Annotated in this window: 24 protein-coding genes; 22 read left to right on the forward strand and 2 right to left on the reverse strand. The window is 40.6% G+C overall.

Features of this window, described 5'->3' with window-relative positions; all coding sequences use genetic code 11:
* The first annotated feature begins 1 nt into the window (after window position 1).
* From C3F34_RS14915 to C3F34_RS14950, 8 genes are all read left to right on the forward strand, one after another.
* Window positions 2-1051: a baseplate J/gp47 family protein gene (locus C3F34_RS14915; protein WP_104442014.1), complete on the forward strand. Its 1050-nt coding sequence runs from the start codon at window positions 2-4 to the stop codon at window positions 1049-1051.
* Entirely contained in the window at window positions 1048-1584 is a 537-nt protein-coding gene (locus tag C3F34_RS14920) for a DUF2313 domain-containing protein (RefSeq protein WP_104442015.1), read from the forward strand. The genes C3F34_RS14915 and C3F34_RS14920 overlap by 4 nt, the downstream gene beginning before the upstream one ends.
* Complete coding sequence (locus C3F34_RS14925) at window positions 1585-2874, forward strand: hypothetical protein (protein WP_052662071.1); 1290 nt, start codon at window positions 1585-1587, stop codon at window positions 2872-2874. It begins immediately after the preceding gene.
* Window positions 2874-3305 carry a hypothetical protein gene (locus C3F34_RS14930; protein ID WP_104442016.1) on the forward strand — a complete coding sequence of 144 codons (432 nt, stop codon included), beginning with the start codon at window positions 2874-2876 and terminating at the stop codon, window positions 3303-3305. The genes C3F34_RS14925 and C3F34_RS14930 overlap by 1 nt, the downstream gene beginning before the upstream one ends.
* A gap of 217 nt (window positions 3306-3522) precedes the next feature.
* A complete protein-coding gene (locus C3F34_RS14935) occupies window positions 3523-4146 on the forward strand; it encodes a thermostable hemolysin (RefSeq protein ID WP_228155310.1) in 624 nt (207 codons plus the stop codon).
* Window positions 4143-5666, forward strand: coding sequence for an AMP-binding protein (locus tag C3F34_RS14940; RefSeq protein WP_044740359.1), 1524 nt, complete (start codon window positions 4143-4145; stop codon window positions 5664-5666). Before C3F34_RS14935 ends, C3F34_RS14940 begins: the two co-directional genes overlap by 4 nt.
* Before the next feature lie 90 nt (window positions 5667-5756).
* On the forward strand, window positions 5757-6635 hold the full coding sequence (locus C3F34_RS14945; protein ID WP_052662120.1) for a TauD/TfdA family dioxygenase: 879 nt from the start codon (window positions 5757-5759) through the stop codon (window positions 6633-6635).
* 35 nt (window positions 6636-6670) lie between these two features.
* Complete coding sequence (locus C3F34_RS14950) at window positions 6671-7495, forward strand: SDR family oxidoreductase (RefSeq protein WP_044740360.1); 825 nt, start codon at window positions 6671-6673, stop codon at window positions 7493-7495.
* Between the two features lie 66 nt (window positions 7496-7561).
* Here C3F34_RS14950 and C3F34_RS14955 read toward each other — a convergent pair whose 3' ends face one another.
* Window positions 7562-8236, reverse strand: a complete 675-nt coding sequence (locus C3F34_RS14955) for a GntR family transcriptional regulator (RefSeq protein ID WP_016166428.1) — start codon at window positions 8234-8236, stop codon at window positions 7562-7564.
* 137 nt (window positions 8237-8373) lie between these two features.
* Here C3F34_RS14955 and madL point away from each other — a divergent pair, with 137 nt between their 5' ends.
* The 9 genes from madL (at window position 8374) to C3F34_RS15000 (ending at window position 15643) form a co-directional block, all read left to right on the forward strand.
* Entirely contained in the window at window positions 8374-8775 is a 402-nt protein-coding gene (gene madL, locus C3F34_RS14960) for a malonate transporter subunit MadL (RefSeq protein ID WP_016166427.1), read from the forward strand.
* A 61-nt stretch (window positions 8776-8836) separates the two neighbouring features.
* Entirely contained in the window at window positions 8837-9598 is a 762-nt protein-coding gene (gene madM, locus C3F34_RS14965; RefSeq protein WP_016166426.1) for a malonate transporter subunit MadM, read from the forward strand.
* Window positions 9599-9619: 21 nt separating this feature from the next.
* Window positions 9620-11275, forward strand: a complete 1656-nt coding sequence (gene mdcA, locus C3F34_RS14970; RefSeq protein ID WP_044740361.1) for a malonate decarboxylase subunit alpha — start codon at window positions 9620-9622, stop codon at window positions 11273-11275.
* Window positions 11276-11280: 5 nt separating this feature from the next.
* Window positions 11281-11589 (forward strand): malonate decarboxylase acyl carrier protein, encoded by a 309-nt coding sequence (mdcC, locus tag C3F34_RS14975; RefSeq protein ID WP_016166424.1) that lies wholly within the window; start codon window positions 11281-11283, stop codon window positions 11587-11589.
* A gap of 3 nt (window positions 11590-11592) precedes the next feature.
* Window positions 11593-12480, forward strand: coding sequence for a biotin-independent malonate decarboxylase subunit beta (locus C3F34_RS14980; RefSeq protein WP_016166423.1), 888 nt, complete (start codon window positions 11593-11595; stop codon window positions 12478-12480).
* Window positions 12481-12484: 4 nt separating this feature from the next.
* Window positions 12485-13198 carry a biotin-independent malonate decarboxylase subunit gamma gene (gene mdcE / locus C3F34_RS14985; RefSeq protein ID WP_044740363.1) on the forward strand — a complete coding sequence of 238 codons (714 nt, stop codon included), beginning with the start codon at window positions 12485-12487 and terminating at the stop codon, window positions 13196-13198.
* A gap of 10 nt (window positions 13199-13208) precedes the next feature.
* Window positions 13209-13889, forward strand: a complete 681-nt coding sequence (gene mdcG, locus C3F34_RS14990) for a malonate decarboxylase holo-[acyl-carrier-protein] synthase (RefSeq protein WP_044740364.1) — start codon at window positions 13209-13211, stop codon at window positions 13887-13889.
* A complete protein-coding gene (gene mdcB / locus C3F34_RS14995) occupies window positions 13867-14742 on the forward strand; it encodes a triphosphoribosyl-dephospho-CoA synthase MdcB (RefSeq protein WP_044740365.1) in 876 nt (291 codons plus the stop codon). The genes mdcG and mdcB overlap by 23 nt, the downstream gene beginning before the upstream one ends.
* A complete protein-coding gene (locus tag C3F34_RS15000; RefSeq protein ID WP_044740366.1) occupies window positions 14720-15643 on the forward strand; it encodes an acyltransferase domain-containing protein in 924 nt (307 codons plus the stop codon). The genes mdcB and C3F34_RS15000 overlap by 23 nt, the downstream gene beginning before the upstream one ends.
* A gap of 394 nt (window positions 15644-16037) precedes the next feature.
* On the opposite strand, the gene C3F34_RS15005 is transcribed toward C3F34_RS15000, so the two are convergent.
* Window positions 16038-17030 (reverse strand): helix-turn-helix transcriptional regulator, encoded by a 993-nt coding sequence (locus tag C3F34_RS15005; protein WP_016166418.1) that lies wholly within the window; start codon window positions 17028-17030, stop codon window positions 16038-16040.
* Window positions 17031-17289: 259 nt separating this feature from the next.
* Here C3F34_RS15005 and C3F34_RS15010 point away from each other — a divergent pair, with 259 nt between their 5' ends.
* From C3F34_RS15010 to C3F34_RS15030, 5 genes are read left to right on the forward strand one after another with little or no spacing between them, the layout of a single operon-like run.
* Complete coding sequence (locus C3F34_RS15010; RefSeq protein ID WP_104442017.1) at window positions 17290-18837, forward strand: circularly permuted type 2 ATP-grasp protein; 1548 nt, start codon at window positions 17290-17292, stop codon at window positions 18835-18837.
* A gap of 28 nt (window positions 18838-18865) precedes the next feature.
* On the forward strand, window positions 18866-19468 hold the full coding sequence (locus tag C3F34_RS15015; protein WP_044740367.1) for an alpha-E domain-containing protein: 603 nt from the start codon (window positions 18866-18868) through the stop codon (window positions 19466-19468).
* Window positions 19465-20247, forward strand: coding sequence for a transglutaminase family protein (locus tag C3F34_RS15020; RefSeq protein ID WP_044740368.1), 783 nt, complete (start codon window positions 19465-19467; stop codon window positions 20245-20247). Before C3F34_RS15015 ends, C3F34_RS15020 begins: the two co-directional genes overlap by 4 nt.
* Window positions 20248-20270: 23 nt before the next feature.
* Window positions 20271-21005 (forward strand): proteasome-type protease, encoded by a 735-nt coding sequence (locus C3F34_RS15025; RefSeq protein WP_044740369.1) that lies wholly within the window; start codon window positions 20271-20273, stop codon window positions 21003-21005.
* 56 nt (window positions 21006-21061) lie between these two features.
* Window positions 21062-21724, forward strand: coding sequence for an IS1595 family transposase (locus C3F34_RS15030; RefSeq protein WP_104440784.1), 663 nt, complete (start codon window positions 21062-21064; stop codon window positions 21722-21724).
* Window positions 21725-21804 lie beyond the last annotated feature (80 nt).

The raw sequence follows: 21804 nt of genomic DNA on the forward strand, positions 1-21804 counted from the left end.
CGTGTATCAAATTCCTACCTTTCTGAAACTTTACCAGACTACTGTACAAGAGATTCGCAATCAGACAGGTTTAACTGTCTCCTCTGATTCAGATGCTTCTATTCGTGCTGATGGCTCATCATCTGTTGTTGAAGGTTTATACCATCATCAAGCCTATATTCAGCGGCAGCTTTTTGTACAAACCGCAGATGAACCATATTTGTATATTCATGCTGAAGAACTCAAAGTTCCACGTTTAGGTGGTACCCGTGCTTCAGGTACAGTAAAAGCGAAGTCAAATGTTCAAGTCACGATTGAGGCTGGATCGAAACTCACTGATGGCAAGGGCTATTTTTGGAGCGTGGTTGCGACTGTAGTTGTACAGCCCAATACGACCACTGAAATCAGTGTTACAGCAGATCAGCTTGGTGCATCTTGGAATTTCTCAGGTTTATCCTTAATTTGGGTGAGTCCAATTGCAGGTTTAAGCGGTACAGCCGAAGTTGTTTCAATTGCAGGTGGTTCAGATCAAGAAGAGATCGAAGCATGGCGTGCACGAATGCTTGAAGCCAAACAACTTGGTCAAGCACGTGACCGAGAGGCTGACCTTAAACGTGTCATGAAAAGCGTTGCTGGTGTTGGGAAGGTTTATATTTATAAAAAACGTCGTGGTTTAGGTTCAATGGATGTTGCGATTACAGCCATTGGAAATCCACCAACTTTGCCAACTCAGGCACTCATTAATGCCGCTCAAAATGTTGTGGATGCTGAAGCTGGCTTTTGGGCAGATTGCCGTGTTTATTCTCCAACAGAGCAATTAATACCGATAACAGCTCAAGTAAGTGGTACAGGCGTAATTTTGTCAGATGTCGAAAGTACCATTCGTAACTATATTGCTGAGCTTGAACCCGCTGAAGAATATCAAGCGAACGTACTTGTTTCACGAATTATGGCTTTGAGTAACGTTACTGATTTGATCCTTAGTCCTTCAGCAAATATTAAGCCTATCGTTGATTGGATGCATACGCGCTGGTTACGCGCGGGGGCTGTTTCAGTGAGTGCAGCATCATGAATCTAGAACAAACTATTGAGCTTTATGCAGCCGTACTTAGACAACTTTTACCCACTGGTGGTTATGACACATCCCCCAATACGGAAGTATTGTCAAAGGATATATATGCTCATGCAAAGTTGTTTGCGCAAGCAAATCTCGATGCAAAACGATTACTTAATGTTCTAGAAGGAATTCCACCTGAACTGATTAATGAATATGAAGCGGAATATGGTTTACCACTGAAATGTACCGTGAATGCTAGTCGGACACTTGAAGAACGTTTGGATATTCTAAATTGGGTTCGCACAAGCCGAAATGTTTTGAACAAAGCTTATTTAGAACAGCTTTTTGCAATATTCAATATCCAAGTCTTAGACGTCGTGAAATTTAAACCGATGCAGTGTACTGCTCCTTGCAATTCACCAGTCAATACAGAACAACTCAGATATAAAGTCAAACTAAAACTACAGACCCCATTACTTGCGGATATAGATTGCATTATTAACAACTATTTACCCGCTTTCATTCGTTATGATGTTGTCGAGGTATAAATGAAACGAATTGATAGTTCAAATGCACGCCCTAATGCAAACGGTACAGGAAAAACTGGATTTCACGATAATGCAGATTTACCCCAACAGGACGCCACATACGTAACACCTGATTGGCTCAATGTGATTCAAGAAGAACTCGCCAATATTATTGAGTTAAATGGTCAAACGCTTAACCCGAATAGCCGTCGTCAGCTCTATGACATTCTAGCAACAGAAGAAGGCTTATTGGCTTTAAGTCAAGCTGTTGAAGACCGTATTCAACTGCTGAAAGAACAAATGCAGGATGCAGATTCAAGTCTTCAACAGCAACTTTCAGAAGCTGTCGAAGCATTGCAGCAGCAGCTTTCAAACCTTGCTACTGGTCTAGCTTCTTTATATCCCAAAGTGATTTTAGCTGGTGTTATTAAACAAGGTGATGCACGGGTAATTAATCGCCCAGCCAACAGTAATATCAGCTTTTTAGATGCTCGTTATGCGATTCACATTACACCAGAGGGTGGACATGAAGCTTGGACGATTGGACGTCAAGACGCGAGGATTGATTTAAATGTTTTTGATCGTTCAGGTTCTAGCCGTGTTGGATATAACGGTAGCATTAACTGGTCGATTGTACAGGTTGAAGGGCTAACTTCTGCTACAGGTAACGGGACTTATGTATATACGGGCACACCTGTCGTTTTTCCTATTCTAGCGGGTGAATCAAAAGCATTTACGATTATTGGTGCTGGTGGCGGTGGTGGTTCTTCACGATACGTTGATTTAAATGCAACGCCTAATCCCCCTGATCTTAAAGGTCAGAATGGTCAGGATAGCTATATTTCAATTGACGGTACCACAATCAAATTTACTGCTGGCGGAGGCATTGGTGGCATTGGTGGCATAGTTGGAGACGGTGGCCAAAAGATTGATGGTATTGCGGGTACTGGTGGTCAATGGTTATTAGAAGGTGAATATGCTTCTGCAACCCGATTGAATGGGCAATCAGGGAGTGCGACTGCTGAAGACCATTCGGGTGCTGCTTCAGATACAGAAAGCCGAGGTACTGGTGGTGATGGCGCAGATGGTTCTTTAGATGCAGGTACTGGCTTTGGTGGCGGTGCTGGAGAAGGTGCAAGGCTCTCAATGACTTACACCAATAATTCAAATCAAACTCAGTATGTCCGCTTGTATGTTGGAAAAGGTGGTACAGGTGAAAATTCTTTAATAACGGCTGATTCAACACCAGACCAATATGTCGCAGGTGAAGATGGATCACATGGCTTTATTCGTGTTGCGAGTGCTATTTAATGATTAAACAAATTAAAGGTTATGTATTGGATCAAGAGATCACCTCACCATTTATTCTTAACACAATTAGCTATATTAAAGGTCGATTATCAAACCCTATAGACGGATTGAACATTATAGGCACGTCTCATCCTTACTATGGTGTGCAAATCTATGGCTGGCGTTCACCATTGCCAGATCATATAGATAACACAGGTCATGTCTTAATAATGCCGATTCACATCTCTACAGGTAGTGATCGAATGATTTGTGCTGATTATGCTTGTGATTTGAAGGTTGGGCACTTATATGTGCTTGATGACCGTAAACCACATCGTACTGAAGGGAATGGTGACGTCGTAGCGCTCTTTATGGGTTCTTATAAAGCTAAAGCACTGAACGATGAGTTATATCAACGTGTGTTTAATGAGTTTGTTGAGTATTTGAAATAGTTGCTAAATTTGAAATTGATTTGCATTGTATGCAATGAGTTGATGCGCGATTTATCTCAGAATTTTAGGGAAATTATCTCGTCGCGCATCATTTGGGAAAAAATTTTCAACTACATTTAGTGGTCTGAATTATTATAAAAATCATAAAATTTATGAAAATTCTGTATTAAAACTAGAATATTTGAATGGATTAAACTGTCAGAAAAATTATCGAGTCGTGTCACATCAAAAAAAGATGATGCTCCATATTCATGCTGTGCAAGAAGGTCAACCTGAGCGAAAACAGGTGGAAGCTTTTATCAGTACTAAGTATCAGGAAATGCATAAAGCAACATTATCACATTATTCCTCCACCTTATTTGTAGGGGAATTTCAGCATCAAACTCATGTGGCGATTGGCATTGAACCGCTCAAGTCCCATCAGGCATTTTTAGAGCAGTACCTCGTACAACCGATTGAACAAACGTTAACAAAAATGATTCAACGCGATGTGGCGCGAGACAAGATTGTAGAAATTGGTAATCTGGCCTCTCAGAACATGGAATACGCCAAAATGATCGTGGCATTTTTGGTGTTCTATCTCACGGTAGCGGAAGTCGAGTGGGCGGTATGTACGGGTACGATAGCCGTACGTTATGTACTACAGCAAATGGGGTTGCATTTTCATGTATTAGAAAAGGCAAATCCTGAAGTGTTGGGTGAAGCCAAAAAACAGTGGGGAAATTACTATCAGCAAAAACCATTGGTGTTGGCAATTAATGTTGCTGATGCTTTGGCTGTAACCCAACAACATTATGATTTCAAAGTGAATCATGCTGCAATCAGTGGGGGAAGTCTATGAATCAACTTTTCGATGTTATTGCAGCGTACGCTAAACAAACGCCTAAACGTGAAGCGATTGTGACCGAAGTACGTACAGTAAGTTATGCAGAACTTCATCATGCTATGGAATGCCTCAGTAAGGAACTGGGGCTGTTACAGACGCAGAAACTTGCGATCTGGGGCATGAATAGTATTGATTGGGTATTGATTGATTTAGCTGCTAAAAAAGCAGGGATTACCGTGATTCCGATCCCTCTATTTTTTAGTGCTCAGCAGATTTTACATCTGTTAAAAGACAGTGCAGTCGATACGATTTTTATGGCAGATGTAAATCTTACCTTGTCAGCGTATCACCTTGATTGTGTGGCCCAAAATCATACATGGTTGCATACCTTGAGTGAGCAAGGCCGTATTCAACAATTACTTAATGCTGAACAGGCTTTTGGCACTTTTATTCGTTTAAATGTGACTGCACCAACAACGATGGATTCTGTCGTTCCTGCAAAGATTACTTACACCTCAGGCAGCACAGGTACACCTAAAGGGGTATGTCTGGCGGAAGACACGATTCAGTCGATTACTGAATCGCTCAGCTCAGCATTACAGTCGAGCCAATTGGGACGACATTTATGTTTGATTCCATTCGCTACTTTATTGGAAAACATTGCAGGGATTTATGTTGCCTTGAATATGGGGCGTTCAATCGTTGTAGGGAATGTTAGTCATTTTGGACTGGTATCGAATCATGAGTTTAAGGTGGAAAACTTTGCAGCTACGGTACAGCAATACCAGATTCAGAGCGTGATTTTATTGCCGCAAATGCTTAAGGCAATGGTGGAATATATTCAGCAATTTAGTGCTCAGGCCTTTGCGAGTTTGAAATTCATTGCAGTGGGTGGTGGTAAAGTTTCGACCGATTTGTTGTTGCAGTCGCAACAGTTGAATTTGCCTGTTTATGAGGGTTATGGACTATCAGAATGCGCTTCAGTGGTTAGCCTCAATTTGCCGAATGCCAGAAAAATTGGCAGTGTAGGCAAACCATTACCCCATGTAGATGTGCAAATTGCGGACAATGGTGAGGTGGTAGTACGCGGCAATGCCATGCAGGGTTATCTCAATGAGGTTGTAGTTGATCCTCTGATTCACACAGGTGATGCAGGCTTCTTTGATAAAGACGGTTATCTGTTTATTACGGGTCGTATTAAGCAAATTATTGTCAGTAGTTTTGGGCGCAATATTTCACCTGAATGGGTGGAATCGAATGGTTCGAGTGAACCAGAAATTAACCAGATTGCTATTTTTGGTGAAGCACAGCCTTATCTTTCTGCCGTGATTTATGCCAAAGACAATATTTCGGATGGCATGTTAGCGCAAGCGATACAGAAAGCAAATGAGCGCATGCCTGACTATGCCCAAATTAAGCAATGGTATCGATCATCAGAACCATTTTCACTGAACAATCAGATGTTAACCGACAACGGGAAATTGAGACGCAACGAAATTAAAAAGCAATTTGGGCAGTATTTATCGCTTCAATGAGCTGTCGTTCAGCTAAGCAAACGATAGCCGCAATAAGACCTGAAGATTTAATTTCCACGCATAAAATTTCACTAAATAGTGAGTAAAGATATGAATATTGAACAATCCGTATTTGACCTTGAGCATAGAGACAGCTATTCGCCATCAAGTCATGCAGAAATTAAAAATACCTTACGTGAGCAAGGTTGGATTTTACTCAGACATGAACATTATGATGTGCATCGTTTTAGTGAGTTGATGACAGCCTTATGCCAAAAGCTGACTTATGACCCTGCTCGTGAAAACGTTACGCAACAATCTCAGAAAGTGGATGCAGGCACTCAGGCTGTTGGGTTGCATATTGAAAATGGTTCAACGCCATTACCTCCAGATATTATTGCTTTTTTTAGTGAAGTGAGTGCTTCTCAGGGTTCACAGACCACTGTATGTGATGGACATGCAGTATGGAAGAACTTATCTGAGCCGTTAAAACAAAAGTTTGCCGCACCGATGACCATTAGCCGCTATTTACCAAAACAGATTTGGCAGAAATATGTGGCGACTGCTTTCAATATTGCGGAGGCGGATTCGGTGACTTGGGAGGATTTAAATAAGTTTATTCGGATGATTCCAGGACAAACGATCACTCCCTCTCACGATCAAGGTGTGGAATACCATCTGCAAATGAACATGATTCGCCATGATAATTTGAAAGGCGTGCCTGCATTTGCCAATACCATTTTGGGACCCTCCTACAATTATCAAAAACCGAAATTTACTTTTGCGGATGGTCGCGAGATAAGTCAGGAACTGATTACAGAACTTGCGGAACTTTGCGAACAGCATACGCAGGAAATTGAATGGCAAGATGGTGATGTTGCGATTATCGACAACAAACGTTTTATGCATGGTCGACGTGAAATTTTAGTCCCTCTTGAGCAGCGTAAACTCTATATCAGTATGGGTTTAGGATTGAACGAAACATTTTAAGCACTAGTCTTAATACAATGAAAAGGAATAGGGTTATGTCAAATTTAACTGCAGTGATTGTTGGGGCAACAGGTGGCATAGGTAAAGCTATCGTTGAAAATTTATGTAAAAACAATGTGAACGTGATACTTGTGGCACGTAATGCTGAAGCATTACAAGTTATGCAGGCAGAGCTTAAAGCACAATATCCTCAATTAAAGCTACAAAGTCTGCGTTGCGATTTGAGCGATGCCGAGAGTCGTGAACAATTTATTCAAGCACTGACGCAGCAAAAGATTCACATTAATTACTATATTAATAATGCAGGGGTGAATGATTTTTCTTTGTTTAGTCATCAATCTAGCGACGCGATTGAACAGATGATGCTGATTAACGTGGTTTATCCACTGCAATTGATTCAGCACATTATTCCATTAATGTCGAAAACTGCACCAAGTCAAATTATTAACATGGGTTCGACTTTTGGCAGTATTGGTTACCCAGGTTATGTGAGTTATTGTGCCAGTAAATTTGCCTTACGCGGTGCAACCGAAGCCTTGGCACGTGAATATTCCAACTCACAGATTCAGTTTAAATACTTTTCACCTCGGGCAACCGCCACCACCATGAACAGTCCAGTAGTGGTGGAAATGAATGCAAAGCTGGGTGTAAAAATGGACAGCCCTGCTTTTGTAGCTGAAGAGCTATATCAATTTTTACAGAACGATAAGTTGTACTATCAAGTGGGATATCCTGAAAAAATCTTTGTCAAAGTGAATCAGGTGCTACCGAATGTGGTGTCGAGCTCGATTCAAAAAGACATTGATAAAATTAAAAATTTTGCAGAATTGAACCACCCAAAAATCACGACGGTTTCATAAACGAGAACTGTTTTAAGTGGCTGAACTGACGAGCACCTATCTGGGTGCTCGAATCTCTACAAAAGACTAACTTTTGGGCTGAATACTCTCGATTGTTGAAATAAAGTCTGTAAATTTTTGACCCTGAATGACCACATGGGCTTTCAATAAATCTTCAGCTTGTTGTTCATCACCTGCAAAAATGGCATCTAAAATGGCATTGTGTTCCGAAAAAGAATTATTCATTCGATTATTTACACGAAGCTGTAGTCGTCGATAGGGATGTAAACGTTTATGTAAGGTGGATGCTTGTTCAATTAAAAAAGCATTATGACTGGCCTGATAAATGGCAAAGTGAAATAAGCGGTTGGCTTCATAATAGTTTTCTGAATCATTTTGCTTTAAATAATCCTGACACAGTAGATGCAAACGCTGTAATTCTTGTTTTTCTTCAGGTTGAATACGACGCGCGGCTAAACGTCCACACATGGCTTCTAATTCAGCCATCACTTCAAACATTTCACATAAAGTTAATGGGTTAATGGTCGGAATAATGGCGCCACGACGTGGGCGAATTTCGACCAGACCTTCGGCTGCAAGAAGCTTCAATGCCTCACGAATTGGGGTACGAGAAGCACCATAGCGATCACACAGTTCTTGTTCATCAAGTTTGGTTCCCGGTAAGAAGAAACCATAAATAATATCGTCCTCTAACTTTTTACTAATTTGAATAGAAAGAGGGAGTTCTGCAATAGAAGTCATACACCACCAAAAAATTGTATACAATTTATGTTTATTTGAGTACAAAACATTGTACACTGGATACAGATAGGCTATAACTATAGCAAATTATAAGTCAGATTATTAGAAGCAAAGCATGATCCAGGGAGGATTCAGCGATGATTATTTACGGAACAGCCATACTGGCAATCTGCCATCTACTCGGTGTGTATTTAGGAAATATTCTCGGTATGGCGCTTGGTGTAAAAGCCAATGTAGGTGGTGTGGCAATTGCCATGATTCTTTTAATTATATCAAAGGAGGTTTTGGCTAAACGTGGGCACCTGCCTCAAGTCACTCAGTTCGGTGTGTTGTATTGGTCAGGGATGTACATTCCAATCGTCGTTGCCATGTCAGCAGGACAAAACGTAGTTGCAGCGCTTTCAGGTGGAATGTTGGGGCTGATTGTTTCTGTCGCTTCACTCATTGGTACGGTATTGGTCATTCGTTGGTTGAACAAATCTAGCGGTGATTATGCAACCTATGAATGGTCAGTTGAAACAGTAGAAAAAGCGGTCTAACAGCCAGTCAGGCATGGATACAGAATAAAAACGGTTGGTTGGGTTACAAGGAAGAAACGTAATGGAAGAAATAGTCACAGTATTGACGAAAAATGCGTTAGTCACAGCGTTGGCAGTAACGGGGTTGATGATGTATGTCTCGCATCTCCTCTCAAAATATCTGACCAAGGGTAAATTACAAAGTTCAGCGATTGCCATCACCATGGGCTTGGTTTTGGCGTACTTTGCAGGCGTATATACCCAAGGTGAAAAAGGCATTTCAGACATCGCGATTTTTGGTGGTTTTGCTTTGCTTGGAGGCGCAATGTTGCGTGACTTGGCAATTGCTTCTACCGCATTTGAAGTCGATGTAAAAGAAGTCAAGAAAGCAGGCAAAGTCGGCATGATCGCGCTGCTGTTGGGTTGTGTGATTCCCTTTGTGATTGGCGCTATGGTCGCTTGGCTCATGGGTTATCGAGATCCTGTCTCTATGACCACAATTGGTGCAGGTGCAATGACCTATATCGTGGGCCCAGTAACAGGCACAGCAGTGGGTGCAAGCTCAGAAGTGATTGCATTATCCATTGCGATTGGTCTGATTAAGTCAGTGTTCTTTATGGTGGGCACACCATTACTCGCAAAATTCATGTATTTAAAAAGTCCACGCTCAGCGATGGTTTTTGGTGGTTTGGCGGGGACAACTAGCGGTACAGCTGCGGGTTTGGCAGGTACAGATGTTCGTTTAGTACCGTATGGTGCTTTGGTTGCAACATTCTATACAGGTTTAGGTTGCTTACTCGGACCCTCAATATTTTTCCTCACAATCAATGCCATCTTCGGCTAACTCAGACATAAAGGTGTTGTTATGAACCAGATGGTTAAGAAGCATTTATGGGATAAGCAGAGAACCCGTAGACAAGAAAAACTCAATCAAGCAAAGCAAAAAGGCTTTGAAAAGAAAGTTGAACATGCACGTGTCATTGAACTATTAGAAACGGTCATTGCTTGCGGAGATCGAGTGTGTTTAGAAGGCAATAACCAGAAACAGGCAGATTTTCTCTCCAAGAGCTTAAGTCAGTGTAATCCAGATGTGGTGAATAATTTACACATTGTTCAGTCTGTACTGGCTTTACCGAGTCACATAGATGTCTTTGAAAAGGGTATTGCTTCTAAAGTTGATTTTTCTTTTGCTGGCCCACAAAGTTTGCGTCTGGCCCAATTGGTTCAGCAGCAAAAGATTAGTATCGGATCAATTCATACTTACCTAGAGCTGTACGGACGTTACTTTATCGATCTGACGCCAAATGTTTGTTTAATCACGGCACATGCGGCAGACCGTCAGGGCAATTTATATACAGGTGCTAATACTGAAGATACACCTGCAATTATTGAAGCGACTGCATTTAAAAGCGGCATTGTGATTGCACAGGTCAATGAAATTGTCGATAAGTTACCTCGTGTGGATGTGCCTGCGGATTGGGTCGATTTTTATATTGAAAGTCCCAAGCACAACTATATAGAACCGTTATTTACTCGTGATCCTGCACAAATTACCGAAGTGCAAATTTTAATGGCGATGATGGTTATTAAAGGTATCTATGCACCATATCAAATTCAACGATTAAATCATGGCATTGGTTTTGATACTGCGGCGATTGAATTATTGCTGCCTACTTATGCGGCTTCATTGGGGTTAAAGGGGCAGATCTGTACCAATTGGGCTTTGAATCCGCACCCAACTTTAATTCCAGCAATTGAAAGTGGTTTTGTCGAATCAATTCATAGCTTTGGTTCTGAAGTCGGGATGGAAGATTATATTAAAGAACGTCCAGATGTGTTCTTTACGGGTAGTGATGGCAGCATGCGCTCGAATCGTGCGTTTAGCCAAACTGCGGGGCTCTATGCGTGTGATTTGTTCATCGGTTCAACCTTACAAATTGACTTGCAAGGCAACAGCTCAACCGCGACGGTAGACCGTATTTCTGGTTTTGGGGGGGCACCGAATATGGGTTCTGACCCGCATGGACGTCGTCATGCCAGTTATGCCTATACCAAAGCAGGGCGTGAAGCGGTCGACGGCAAACTTATAAAAGGTCGCAAACTGGTAGTGCAGTTGGTCGAAACGTACCGTGAACATATGCATCCTGTCTTTGTTGAAGAGTTAGATGCGTGGCAGTTACAAGACAAAATGGACATCGAACTCCCACCAATCATGATTTATGGCGAAGACGTGACCCATATTGTGACGGAAGAAGGCATTGCCAACTTACTGTTATGTCGGACCCCAGAAGAACGGGAACAAGCGATTCGTGGTGTAGCAGGTTATACCCCAGTGGGGATGAAGCGTGATACAGCGAAAGTTGAAGAATTACGTCAGCGCGGCATTATTCAACGTCCAGAAGATTTAGGCATTGATCCGACACAAGTGAGTCGTGATTTGCTCGCAGCAAAATCGGTGAAAGATTTAGTTAAATGGTCGGGTGGTTTATATAGCCCCCCAAGCCGCTTTAGAAACTGGTGATTGACATGGAAAAGTTAAAATTTGAATTGCAATCAGCACCGCTGAGTGCTGAACAGGCGGCTGTTATTTGTGGTGTGGTTGGTTCTGGAAATTTAGAAGTCTTAGTTTCACAGCATGATCAGGCGGATATTTGTCAGATTGAAGTCACCACATCAGCCGTTGGTTTTCAACATGTTTGGCAGTCTGTACTGAATGAGTTTGCACAACGTCATGCGGTAGCAGGGCTTAAATTTCAGTTAAATGATATGGGGGCGACTCCAGCGGTGGTGAACCTGCGCTTAAGCCAAGCAATATCTATGTTTAAGGGAGTATAGAACATGGATCAAGTGATGCTCAAAAACAGTTTTTATGAAAAAACCGCGCGTGCGCGTATTCAAGCTGTGGTCGATGAAAACAGCTTTAAAGAAATCTTGAAGCCGACCGAAATCGAAGTTAGCCCACATTTATCGGCTCTGGATATTCCGGGAAGTTTTGATGATGGCGTGATTATTGGTACAGCAGCGATCAATCAAACCCCAATCCATATTATTGCCCAAGAAGGACAGTTCATGGGCGGTGCCGTGGGCGAAATTCACGGAGCGAAGATTGTCGGGCTGTTACATAAAGCCATTCAGGATCAATCACAAGCCGTGGTGTTCTTTGTGGATTCAGGTGGTGTGCGTTTGCATGAAGCGAATGCAGGTCTCATCGCCATTTCTGAAATCATGCGTGCCATGTTGCAAGTGCGACATGCAGGTATTCCGATTATTACGGTGATTGGTGGAACCTGTGGTGCTTTTGGTGGTATGGGTATTAGTGCATGTTTGAGCAGTGCCATCATCATGACAGAAGAAGGGCGTTTGGCACTTTCTGGCCCAGAAGTGATTGAAACGGTCAAAGGCGTGGAAGAATTTGACTCTAAAGACCGTGCTTTGGTTTGGCGTGTCACAGGTGGTAAACATCGTTATTTACTCAATCATGTACAAGCTTTGGTTGAGGATGATATTACAGATATTCGCGATGCGATTTTAACGCAGCTAGATGTTAAGACGGCCCCTCTAGACTTAGAACAATTATTGCAGCAACAGCAACAGCTTGAGCAACAACAGCAACGCTGGTTTGGTAAAAACGATGGCTTACAGATTTGGCATGAAATGGGCATTGCTCAGCCAGAAAAAATTCCAATGCTCTCGGCGCATGAAGTCGTGATGTTAAAGCAAGGATGATGCAATGAATACAGAATTAGTTTTGAAACAACTTTTTCCAAATCAACTGAATTATCAGATTGAGGGTTATGTCATTAAAGGGGATGCACAGACTGCGATTGGCCCAGTACGAATTTTGGGTACGGTTAATGCCGCGCCGATTAATCAAGACATTGCCATTCAGTTGTCTTCTGAAATTTTAAAATTGGTACAACAAGGTGATCAAACTCCTGTGGTTTTTATTGTAGATACGCAAGGACAAGATCTTTCCCGTGCCGATGAATTGTTGTGTCTCAATCGTACTTTTGCACATTTAGCTTCATGTGTAGATTTATTACGCCGTAGTGGACATGCCAATCTTGCCATTATTTTCGGTCAAGCTGTCAGTGGTGGCTTCCTGTCTTATGGATTAATGGCAAATGAAGTGTATGCACTGAGCGATTCTCAGGTCAAAGTCATGGATCTGAACGCGATGGCGCGTGTCACCAAAATTCCTGTAGAAAAGTTGAAACAACTGTCGCAAAGCTCAGCCATCTTTGCCCCAGGAGTCGAAAATTTCTACAAGATGGGCGCTATCAACGCCGTATGGGAAAACTTGGACACCGATTGGGTGAGTCAAGCATTAGTCAAACAGCAACATCTCGAAAGTTATATGACAGATCAGCGCCGTGTAGTTGGTCAGCAACGTCAGGGGCGAATGCTTTGTAATCAAATTGTCGAGAAAGTAGCACTCAGCTAAGGAGTAGAATATGGATCGTCATGACTTAGCTTATCTCTATGATTCAGCAACATTACATTTTTTGGATAGTACTTTACCTGAACCTGCTAAACAAAAAGTGTATCAGTTGTTGAATCAGCACATTCCAATGACGGTATGTCGGCAGGAAAGTTCGGCTGATGGACAAGTTAAGCTGGCGATCAACTGCTTGGTTGATGGTTGCAAATATCGGGTTGCTTGTTTAGTCGATATTACTGAAATTGAACTAATCGCCCGACCACTATCTTTACATATGCTCTTAAAAGAGCATGTAAACACCTTTTCAGATACAGTAATTCATGATTTTGCCGAGGCTTTGCAACAGCTTGGCTGCGAAGTGTATGTCTACGGGTCTTATGCCTATGAATATCTCACTAAAGAAGCCTATGTACGTTCAACATCCGACTTGGATTTGGTGTTATATCCAAAAGATTTAACACAAATTTCAGCGATTCTAAATCTGCTTCAACAGGCTCAAGCACTGAGCCAGATACGTTTGGATGGAGAAATCCAAATACACCCAGCTTGGCATGTATCGTTTAATGAACTCCTGATGATTTATCCAGACCAATCGCAGAGCATTATTGTAAAAGGTTTGCAGCGCGTGGATATGCTGAGATTAGAACAATTATTAGAAGGTACGCTTGAAGATGCAGATTATACAGAAGCATGACTGTGTATTGGATATTTCACAGTATGCTATGCGATTAGATCATTTAGCGCGAACAGCGCTTTATGAAGAAGTGAGTTTAGAACAAAAGCCCGGTTTAGTATGTCCGACAACACAGGGCAGTCATACTGATATGGATTTTCCATTATTTCAGCGCAGTATTGACGCTTTACAGGGTTATTTTCAATCCCAATGTTTGAATGGTTATCAGCACGTTGCTTTTGAAAATATTCGACAATGTGGCATTCAAGCTGAACAGGACATGATGGCAGCCACCAAGCAGATTAATACTCACAAAGGGGCTATTTTTAATTTAGGCTTTGCCAGCGCAGCGGTCGGAAAATGCTTAGCTCAAGAAGTTTTTGTGAATGCAATCTCCATCGCGCGTATGATTCAGCAAACATGGCAAGAGGAATTACTGCATCATTTAGAGCGCAATCCAAATAGTCATGGACAACGGATGCGCAGTCAATACGGCATTACAGGTGCAATTGAGGAAGTCGCTTCAGGTTTTAAAACTGTTTTAGATGTTGCTGTTCCGCATTATTTAGAAATTTATGCAAAAACAGAAGATAAAAAGCGTGCCTCGCTTCAAGCTTTATTTGCATTAATGTCTCATCTGCAAGACACCAATATTGTTTGGCGTGGCGGTTTATCGGCGCTATATATTGTGCAAGATATGGCGAAGCAGTTTTTAGCCCGAGGTGGTGTGCTACAACACAATTGGATGCAAGATGTATCTAAAGTTGAAGATTACTTTGTTCAACATCATCTTAGCCCTGGTGGAAGTGCAGACTTATTGGGGGTGACTTTGTTCATGCTGAAGGTGGAACATGAATTTCGCAATATTATTTAGTGGGCAAGGGGTGCAGAACTTAGCTCATGTTCAGCAATTGAAAGACCTTGCTATAGAGTTAGATGTCAACTTGCAGCTCACGCAACATCTGCCTGAGTTGTTTAAGCCTGACTTATCTGAGTTAGATTTGTATTGTAATGATTTTGCTCAACCTTTTATTTTTGCTTTACAGTGGTGCCGATGGCAAAAGTTAAAGCATACGTTAGATGAAATCATCAGTTTTTCAGGTTATTCACTTGGTGAATTAAGTGCACTGATTTGCTCAACTCAAACAGATTTAGCACAAGGACTTTATTTAGCCCGACAGCGGGGCATATTGATGTCAAACGCGGTGCATGTACCGAGTGGTTTGTTGGCTATTCAGGGCATGAATTGGGTAGGGTTATCCCCCATTTTGGCAAACATAGAGACTGAATTATCAATAAAAATTAGCGATAGCCATTTTATTGTCGGTGGTCTGGCATCGAACTTACAACAATTGACACAACAACTTAAACAGGTGGGAACACATTCGGTGAAGCGACTGAATGTCAGTATTCCTTCCCATACCTCTTTAATGAATGGTGCTGTAGCTCCTTATCGGCAGGTTTTACAACAGCATCTGTTTAATCGTTTGGAAGTACCTATCATTAGTGGTTCAGGTGGGCATAAATATTTTAAAAGCTGCGATGCAGTCGAAGCGCTGATTGATCAAATGAACCATGCCATAGATTGGGATTCGTGTTTAACCGCTATACAAGAAAACCAGCCCGATATTGTGTTAGAAATTGGGCCAGGCAATGCTTTAAGTAAAATGGTATTGGAGCGTAGTCCACATCTAAATGTAAGAGCAGTGGATGATTTTAAGACGTTTTCTGGTTTAGAACTTTGGATTGAAAAGCAGCAGAATATTTATTCTTAAATAAAATAAACACAAGATGACGTTTTATTGATGATCTCATTTATTAGATGATTTGCATAAATTGATTTAAGCAGAAAATATGATTTGATTGGAACAATTGCTTATTTCAGGTCAAGTTGAAGATTCAGTATATTAAATGAACTTAAACCACATGGAGAAACCAGTGATGACCACTAAATCCATTCGATATAACCGAGGAGAACTTGCTTGCTGAACCATCTCATGTGCAGCAAAAAATACAATCGATGTAGACAATATGAGTCGGGGTTCAGAAACATAATGTCTAAAACTTTCACCACGCAAGATTATAAATTAAAACAGATAAATACAATAAAATTATAAAGTCCCAATAGTTGGGACTTTTTTTTACCTAGAAATTTTTGCCACAATCATTTCAGTCTAGTTGTCGGACTACACGTTCAACTTCTTCAGGCTCAATTTTCTGAATTTTATTACCAAAACTGCGTAGCCACCACGTGAGTTGAGAGGTAAAAGGAACAGTTGCAGAAATTTGAACCAGATTATGTTCAAGTGGGGTAATCACCTGATCTCGACTTAACTGGCTTTCTTCAAAATAATGTGACTCGCATTCTGGAATGGTCAGTTTTAAAGCAACATTATCTGTTGGTTTGTTATAGTCGACTCTAAATCCAAGTGCACCTGAGTCAATATAGGCATCAATGTCGAAATTGACAGGATGTAGTGCACGAGAATCTAGTACTTTGGCTGACTTAAAACGGTGCAAAGCAAAAGTTTGAATATCGGTTTTATCATAGCGAGTGCAAATTAAATAAATAGTTGCACCTTTTTGCACCAATGCCAAAGGGTTCAATGTATAAACGCTTTCTTCTGCTTGAGGGCGTTTTTGATAAACACATTCCAATTGCTTGTCTTGTAATAAACCTTCATAAATGGCTTGCTGTGCAGCACGATCCACCACAGGTGGAATTAAAGGTTGATTAGCAGGGACTATACGTACCCGATTAATCCATTGGCGTACATTATTTTGGGTAGATAAACTACGACGAGCCAAATCAAACCAAGGATTCATTTCTTCCAGTAAACTTGGAGGAAGAAGGTGTTTTAAGTGTTCCTCAACCATCATAAAAGTGACAGCTTGAGAACTGGTCATATGAGGCAAACTTTGAATCGGCGCATCAGAACGCCAACGCCATCCCTGTGGGACGGTTTTGTTGCTCTCAATTGGAAATCGCTGTGAAATCTGATTCAAATCACGCTGAATGGTGCGCAAGCTGATATCGATGCCTTCTCTTTGCAAAATTTCCTGTATTTCACGAGTTCCCATCCATTTTCCTGTAGAAAGACGGGACAGGATTTGCCATTGTCGATAAAGGCTATTCGATGTTTCTTTTTCTTGTGCAGACATAATTCAAATAAAAATAAATAAGTGGGGAATTAACAAGACAGTGTTAAACACAATAAGAAAACCTAACTGAATTGGCAAGTATTTATCACCGAATCGGGCAAAGAAAGTTCAATAAATTTAGACACAAGATCAAGCAGAAATGACATTGAGTCGAAGTGAAAAGAATGGATTAATAGTAAATCAGTATAAGAGATGCAAGGAGTGGCATTCTTATTGCTTAATAAAAAATGAGTTTGGCTATAACTATAAAGAGGGTCATATGCTTAATGAAAAAGAGATTTTAGATATTAATGGTTTATCACTAGAAGTGAATAATAAGCAATTGACAGCAAAAGTGGAGGGTGTAGCAAAACCGCAGGAGAAGACACAGTTACTTTTTGAGCGAACGAACTCTGTTTTTTTTAATGAAATGTTAGATGATCAAGCAGTTTCAGAAACCGCTTGCGCAAAAATTGAACATTGGCTTTCACAATACAATTTAGATGAATTACAAGCTTTAAATCAGCATGCCAAAGCGCATTTTTTATATGAAGGCATTACATTTACGGTATATGGAGAAGCAGAAGGCACAGAGCGTACCATTCCTTATGATGTGATCCCGCGAGTAATTGCGAAAAAGCAATGGAATAAGATATCGCTTGGCTGTGCACAACGCGTCAAGGCCCTAAATCTATTTTTACATGATATTTATCATCAGCAAGATATTCTTAAAGCGGGTATTGTGCCTGAACTACAAGTTCTCAAGCATGAGGCTTTTCAGCCACATATGTGTAATCAGAGCTTAAAAGGCAAAATTTACAGCCAAATTAGTGGCATTGATATTGTCCGAGATCGTCATGGCGAGTTTTATGTGCTTGAAGATAATTTAAGAACGCCATCGGGTGTGTCTTATATGTTGGAAAGCCGAAAAATCAGCCAAAAACTGATGCCTGAATTATGTTTGCAAAATAACTTACAAGGTATAGAGCATTATCCATTACTACTGAAAGAAATATTGGCCGAAAATGCCTTTAACGATAATCCCTTTATTGTCATTTTAACGCCAGGTCGTTTTAACAGCGCATATTATGAGCATTCCTTTTTGGCAAGGGAAATGGGTGTGCCTTTAGTAACATCGCGTGACCTTTACGTCGAAAACGATAAGGTTTATGTCAAAACGGTGCGAGGTAAACAGCAAGTTGATGTAATTTATCGACGTATTGATGATGATTATCTCGATCCATTGTGTTTTATGCCTGACAGTGCACTTGGTGTTGCGGGTTTAATGTCTGCCTATTTACAAAAGAATGTCGTGATTGCAAATGCGCCTGGTACAGGAGTTGCAGATGACAAATCCATTTATCCGTACGTCGATAAAATGATTCAGTTTTATTTAGCTGAACAACCTGTCCTTAAAAATGTACCAACTTATCAATGTCGTGAAAGCAAAGACCTTGAATATGTATTAGACAATTTAGCTCAACTAGTTGTGAAAGAAGCACAGGGTTCAGGAGGATATGGCATGCTTATCGGACCACATGCTTCTGCACAGCAAATTGCGACTTTCAAAGATAAAATTTTAGCAACGCCACATTTGTACATTGCTCAACCTACATTGGATTTGTCAGTTTGTCCGATGTTAACTGATTCAGGGTTATCAGAACGACATATTGACTTGCGTCCATTTGTGCTGAGTTCCCCTTATCGTACCGAAATTGTACCGGGGGGGTTAACACGTATGGCAATGCAAGAAGGCTCTCTTGTGGTGAATTCTTCACAGGGTGGTGGCATTAAAGATACATGGGTTGTAGACCATTTACATTCATAAGTAACCAAAACAATGAAGGAGCAATTTCATGATCTTACTCAGCACGAATGCACAGCAAATTTTTTGGTTAGGTCGTTATTTAACGCGTATTGAATATTTATGTCAGCAATTTCCATTTATGGATGATCAGAAAGCTGTGTCTTATGCCCACGCTTTTTGTTTACCTGCATTTGATGCAAGCTCGCTAAATGAATTGGTATTAGACCCAGAACAACCTTATTCATTTATTCAACAGTTTCAGTTTGCCAAAGACAATGTTCAAGAATTGAGAGGCGTTTTTTCTGCAAAAACCTATGCAGAACTCAATCAATATATTCGGAATGCGAGTGCAAGTTCGACGTGTATTTGTGATGTGATTGCAGATTGTCGTGAAGTGTTAGAGGGTGAGCCGGAAGAAACTTTCTTGTTCTATTCTTTGGGGCAAACTTTAGAGCAACTAGATCGACAACTTCGCTTAAAGCAAGATCAGACACAAACCTTAGAGCAAATTTCGGCGCTTATACAAGTATTGGAGAAAATGGGTTGGGACAGTTTAGATACGGCTTGGCAACAGCTTAAAACTCAACCTGATCAAATAAATTTTTATAACTTTAGTGATCAAATTCAATATTTATTTGAGGTGAATGCATGAAACTCATGATCAATCACCAGACACACTATCAATATACTGAACAGGCATGTAATAGCATTCAGTATATTAAAATGACCCCATTGAATAATGCACATCAGAATGTGCATTACTGGGATGTCAGTGTGCCAGGTGAGCGTTGTACGAAGAGAGATTCGTTCAATAACATCTGGATTACCAGTTCACAACGTTATGCTTATGAGCAAATGACAATTATGGCGCAGGGCATTGTTGAGCTGAATAAGCAGCCTTCGGTGATGGGTCTAATAGATCATCTAAATCCTTATCAATTCTTACAACCAACGCCAACGACCATGTGCAATGCGGAAATGAAAGAATTTGCGCATCGTTTCGTACCTGAGTTTACGCGTGAAAATTTGGTCAAACTAGCTGAAGCCATTTTGCAGCATATTCCCTATACTCCTAATTATACTTCAGTCAATACTTCTGCCATTGAAGCGTTTCATAATCGTCAGGGGGTATGCCAAGACCACAGTCATGTTTTTATTGCAATGTGCAAAGCTTTGGGCTTGCCAGCGCGTTATGTTTCAGGTTATTTATTTGTGCCAAATACATCACACCTTGCCAGTCACGCATGGGCGGAAGTATTTTTGGGAAACACATGGTATTGTTTCGATATCAGCAACCAGATTTTTAGCCCAGACCAGCATATTTATGTGGCAATTGGTCGAGATTATTGGGATGTTGCCCCAATTCGTGGAGTGCGCGAAAAAGGGGGAATTGAAACGATGCACTCAATTGTTCAAGTACTTGCATGTTAATGAATGTAAGTTAAGGGGAAGAGATGACTTATTGTTGTGCGCTTAGATTAAAAGAAGGTCTCGTCTTTATCAGTGACACGCGAACGAATGCGGGAGTAGATCATATTTCTGTATTTCGAAAGCTTTATACATTTGGAATTGAAGGCGAACGTTTTATCACGATTCAAACATCGGGTAATTTAGCGACAACGCAGGCCGTGATTGGACATCTAAAAAACCATTTAGAATTACAACAAACACCAAATTTATATAGTGTAAATACCATGTTTGAAGTAGCTGAATTGGTCGGTCATACATTGCAAAAGGTCATTGCAGATGTAACTGAAAATACGCAGGAACAAAGTAATTATTACTGTAGTTTGTTGGTAGGTGGACAAATTGGTCAAGCAGAAATGCAACTTTATAATATTTACCCACAAGGTAATTTTATTTGTGCAACCAGCGATACACCTTATTTCCAGATTGGAGAAAGCAAATATGGTAAGCCAATTCTAGATCGTGCCTTAAGTTATGATATGCCACTCAGTGAAGCTTTACGTTGTAGCCTAATTTCATTTGATTCGACATTGCGCTCAAACGTATCGGTGGGTATGCCACTTGATGCACTCATCTATAAAAAGAACAGTTTACATATTCCTGAAGGTAAGCGAATTACAGAAGAAGACCCTTACTTCGAACATATTAGTAAGCAATGGTCAGATACACTACGGAGTGGATTACAGAATTTACCAAAGCCGTCGGAAGATTATTTTAAATAATGATGTATTATTATTTTGGCTCTAGACTAGCAGACTAGTTATGTTGGTCTGTAATCATGATTAAAAACAGTAAATTAAGCCACTACAAGATTAAAAAAATCATTCAATGCTTTTGCATTGATATACCCGCTTCTAAAACTGCATTATTACTCAATTTAAATCGTAATACGATCAACTATTGGTACATGCTTTTTAGGGAAGCTATTTATGATCATCAAACAGATTTAAGAACTAAATTTGTAGGTTCTATTGAAGTGGATGAAAGCTATTTTGGCGCTAAACGACAACGTGGTTTTCATGGGAAGTTAAAACGTGGTCGTGGCACTTTAAAACAACCCGTATTTGGAATATTTGAACGGGATGGGCGTGTTTATACTGAAATCGTTCCTGACTGTAAAATGAAGACTTTACAAAAGGTTATCTTAGGTAAGGTGGCACTAGAAAGTGTCATTTATAGTGATGGATGGCGAGGCTATAATGGTCTAGTTGATGTTGGTTATTCAAAGCATTTCAGGGTAAATCACGGAGCAAATGAGTTTGCTAGAGGACAATGTCACATAAATGGAATAGAATCATTTTGGAGTTTCTGTAAACGAAGATTATCCAAGTTCAATGGTATCTCAAAAGATTATTTTGACTACCATCTGAAGGAGTCTGAATGGCGTTGGATGAGAGAACCTAATGAGTTAGCAACTGAGTTGTGGAACATCATTAGATAAAATTAAGTATAAATCTGCTAGTCTAGAGCCTTATTTTTTTAAGCATAGCGCGAGAAATCGCGCTATGCTTTTATTTATAC

It is taken from the genome of Acinetobacter sp. ACNIH2, from assembly GCF_002934965.1.
Lineage (GTDB): Bacteria > Pseudomonadota > Gammaproteobacteria > Pseudomonadales > Moraxellaceae > Acinetobacter > Acinetobacter tandoii.

Bases quoted from the DNA above. Each gene is read 5' to 3' on its own strand.
- C3F34_RS14920 (WP_104442015.1), top strand. From the start codon at position 1,048: ATGAATCTAGAACAAACTATTGAGCTTTATGCAGCCGTACTTAGACAA.
- C3F34_RS14925 (WP_052662071.1), top strand. From the start codon at position 1,585: ATGAAACGAATTGATAGTTCAAATGCACGCCCTAATGCAAACGGTACA.
- C3F34_RS14930 (WP_104442016.1), top strand. From the start codon at position 2,874: ATGATTAAACAAATTAAAGGTTATGTATTGGATCAAGAGATCACCTCA.
- C3F34_RS14940 (WP_044740359.1), top strand. From the start codon at position 4,143: ATGAATCAACTTTTCGATGTTATTGCAGCGTACGCTAAACAAACGCCT.
- C3F34_RS14945 (WP_052662120.1), top strand. From the start codon at position 5,757: ATGAATATTGAACAATCCGTATTTGACCTTGAGCATAGAGACAGCTAT.
- C3F34_RS14950 (WP_044740360.1), top strand. From the start codon at position 6,671: ATGTCAAATTTAACTGCAGTGATTGTTGGGGCAACAGGTGGCATAGGT.
- C3F34_RS14955 (WP_016166428.1), bottom strand. From the start codon at position 8,236: ATGACTTCTATTGCAGAACTCCCTCTTTCTATTCAAATTAGTAAAAAG.
- madL (WP_016166427.1), top strand. From the start codon at position 8,374: ATGATTATTTACGGAACAGCCATACTGGCAATCTGCCATCTACTCGGT.
- madM (WP_016166426.1), top strand. From the start codon at position 8,837: ATGGAAGAAATAGTCACAGTATTGACGAAAAATGCGTTAGTCACAGCG.
- mdcA (WP_044740361.1), top strand. From the start codon at position 9,620: ATGAACCAGATGGTTAAGAAGCATTTATGGGATAAGCAGAGAACCCGT.
- mdcC (WP_016166424.1), top strand. From the start codon at position 11,281: ATGGAAAAGTTAAAATTTGAATTGCAATCAGCACCGCTGAGTGCTGAA.
- C3F34_RS14980 (WP_016166423.1), top strand. From the start codon at position 11,593: ATGGATCAAGTGATGCTCAAAAACAGTTTTTATGAAAAAACCGCGCGT.
- mdcE (WP_044740363.1), top strand. From the start codon at position 12,485: ATGAATACAGAATTAGTTTTGAAACAACTTTTTCCAAATCAACTGAAT.
- mdcG (WP_044740364.1), top strand. From the start codon at position 13,209: ATGGATCGTCATGACTTAGCTTATCTCTATGATTCAGCAACATTACAT.
- mdcB (WP_044740365.1), top strand. From the start codon at position 13,867: ATGCAGATTATACAGAAGCATGACTGTGTATTGGATATTTCACAGTAT.
- C3F34_RS15000 (WP_044740366.1), top strand. From the start codon at position 14,720: ATGAATTTCGCAATATTATTTAGTGGGCAAGGGGTGCAGAACTTAGCT.
- C3F34_RS15005 (WP_016166418.1), bottom strand. From the start codon at position 17,030: ATGTCTGCACAAGAAAAAGAAACATCGAATAGCCTTTATCGACAATGG.
- C3F34_RS15010 (WP_104442017.1), top strand. From the start codon at position 17,290: ATGCTTAATGAAAAAGAGATTTTAGATATTAATGGTTTATCACTAGAA.
- C3F34_RS15015 (WP_044740367.1), top strand. From the start codon at position 18,866: ATGATCTTACTCAGCACGAATGCACAGCAAATTTTTTGGTTAGGTCGT.
- C3F34_RS15020 (WP_044740368.1), top strand. From the start codon at position 19,465: ATGAAACTCATGATCAATCACCAGACACACTATCAATATACTGAACAG.
- C3F34_RS15025 (WP_044740369.1), top strand. From the start codon at position 20,271: ATGACTTATTGTTGTGCGCTTAGATTAAAAGAAGGTCTCGTCTTTATC.
- C3F34_RS15030 (WP_104440784.1), top strand. From the start codon at position 21,062: ATGATTAAAAACAGTAAATTAAGCCACTACAAGATTAAAAAAATCATT.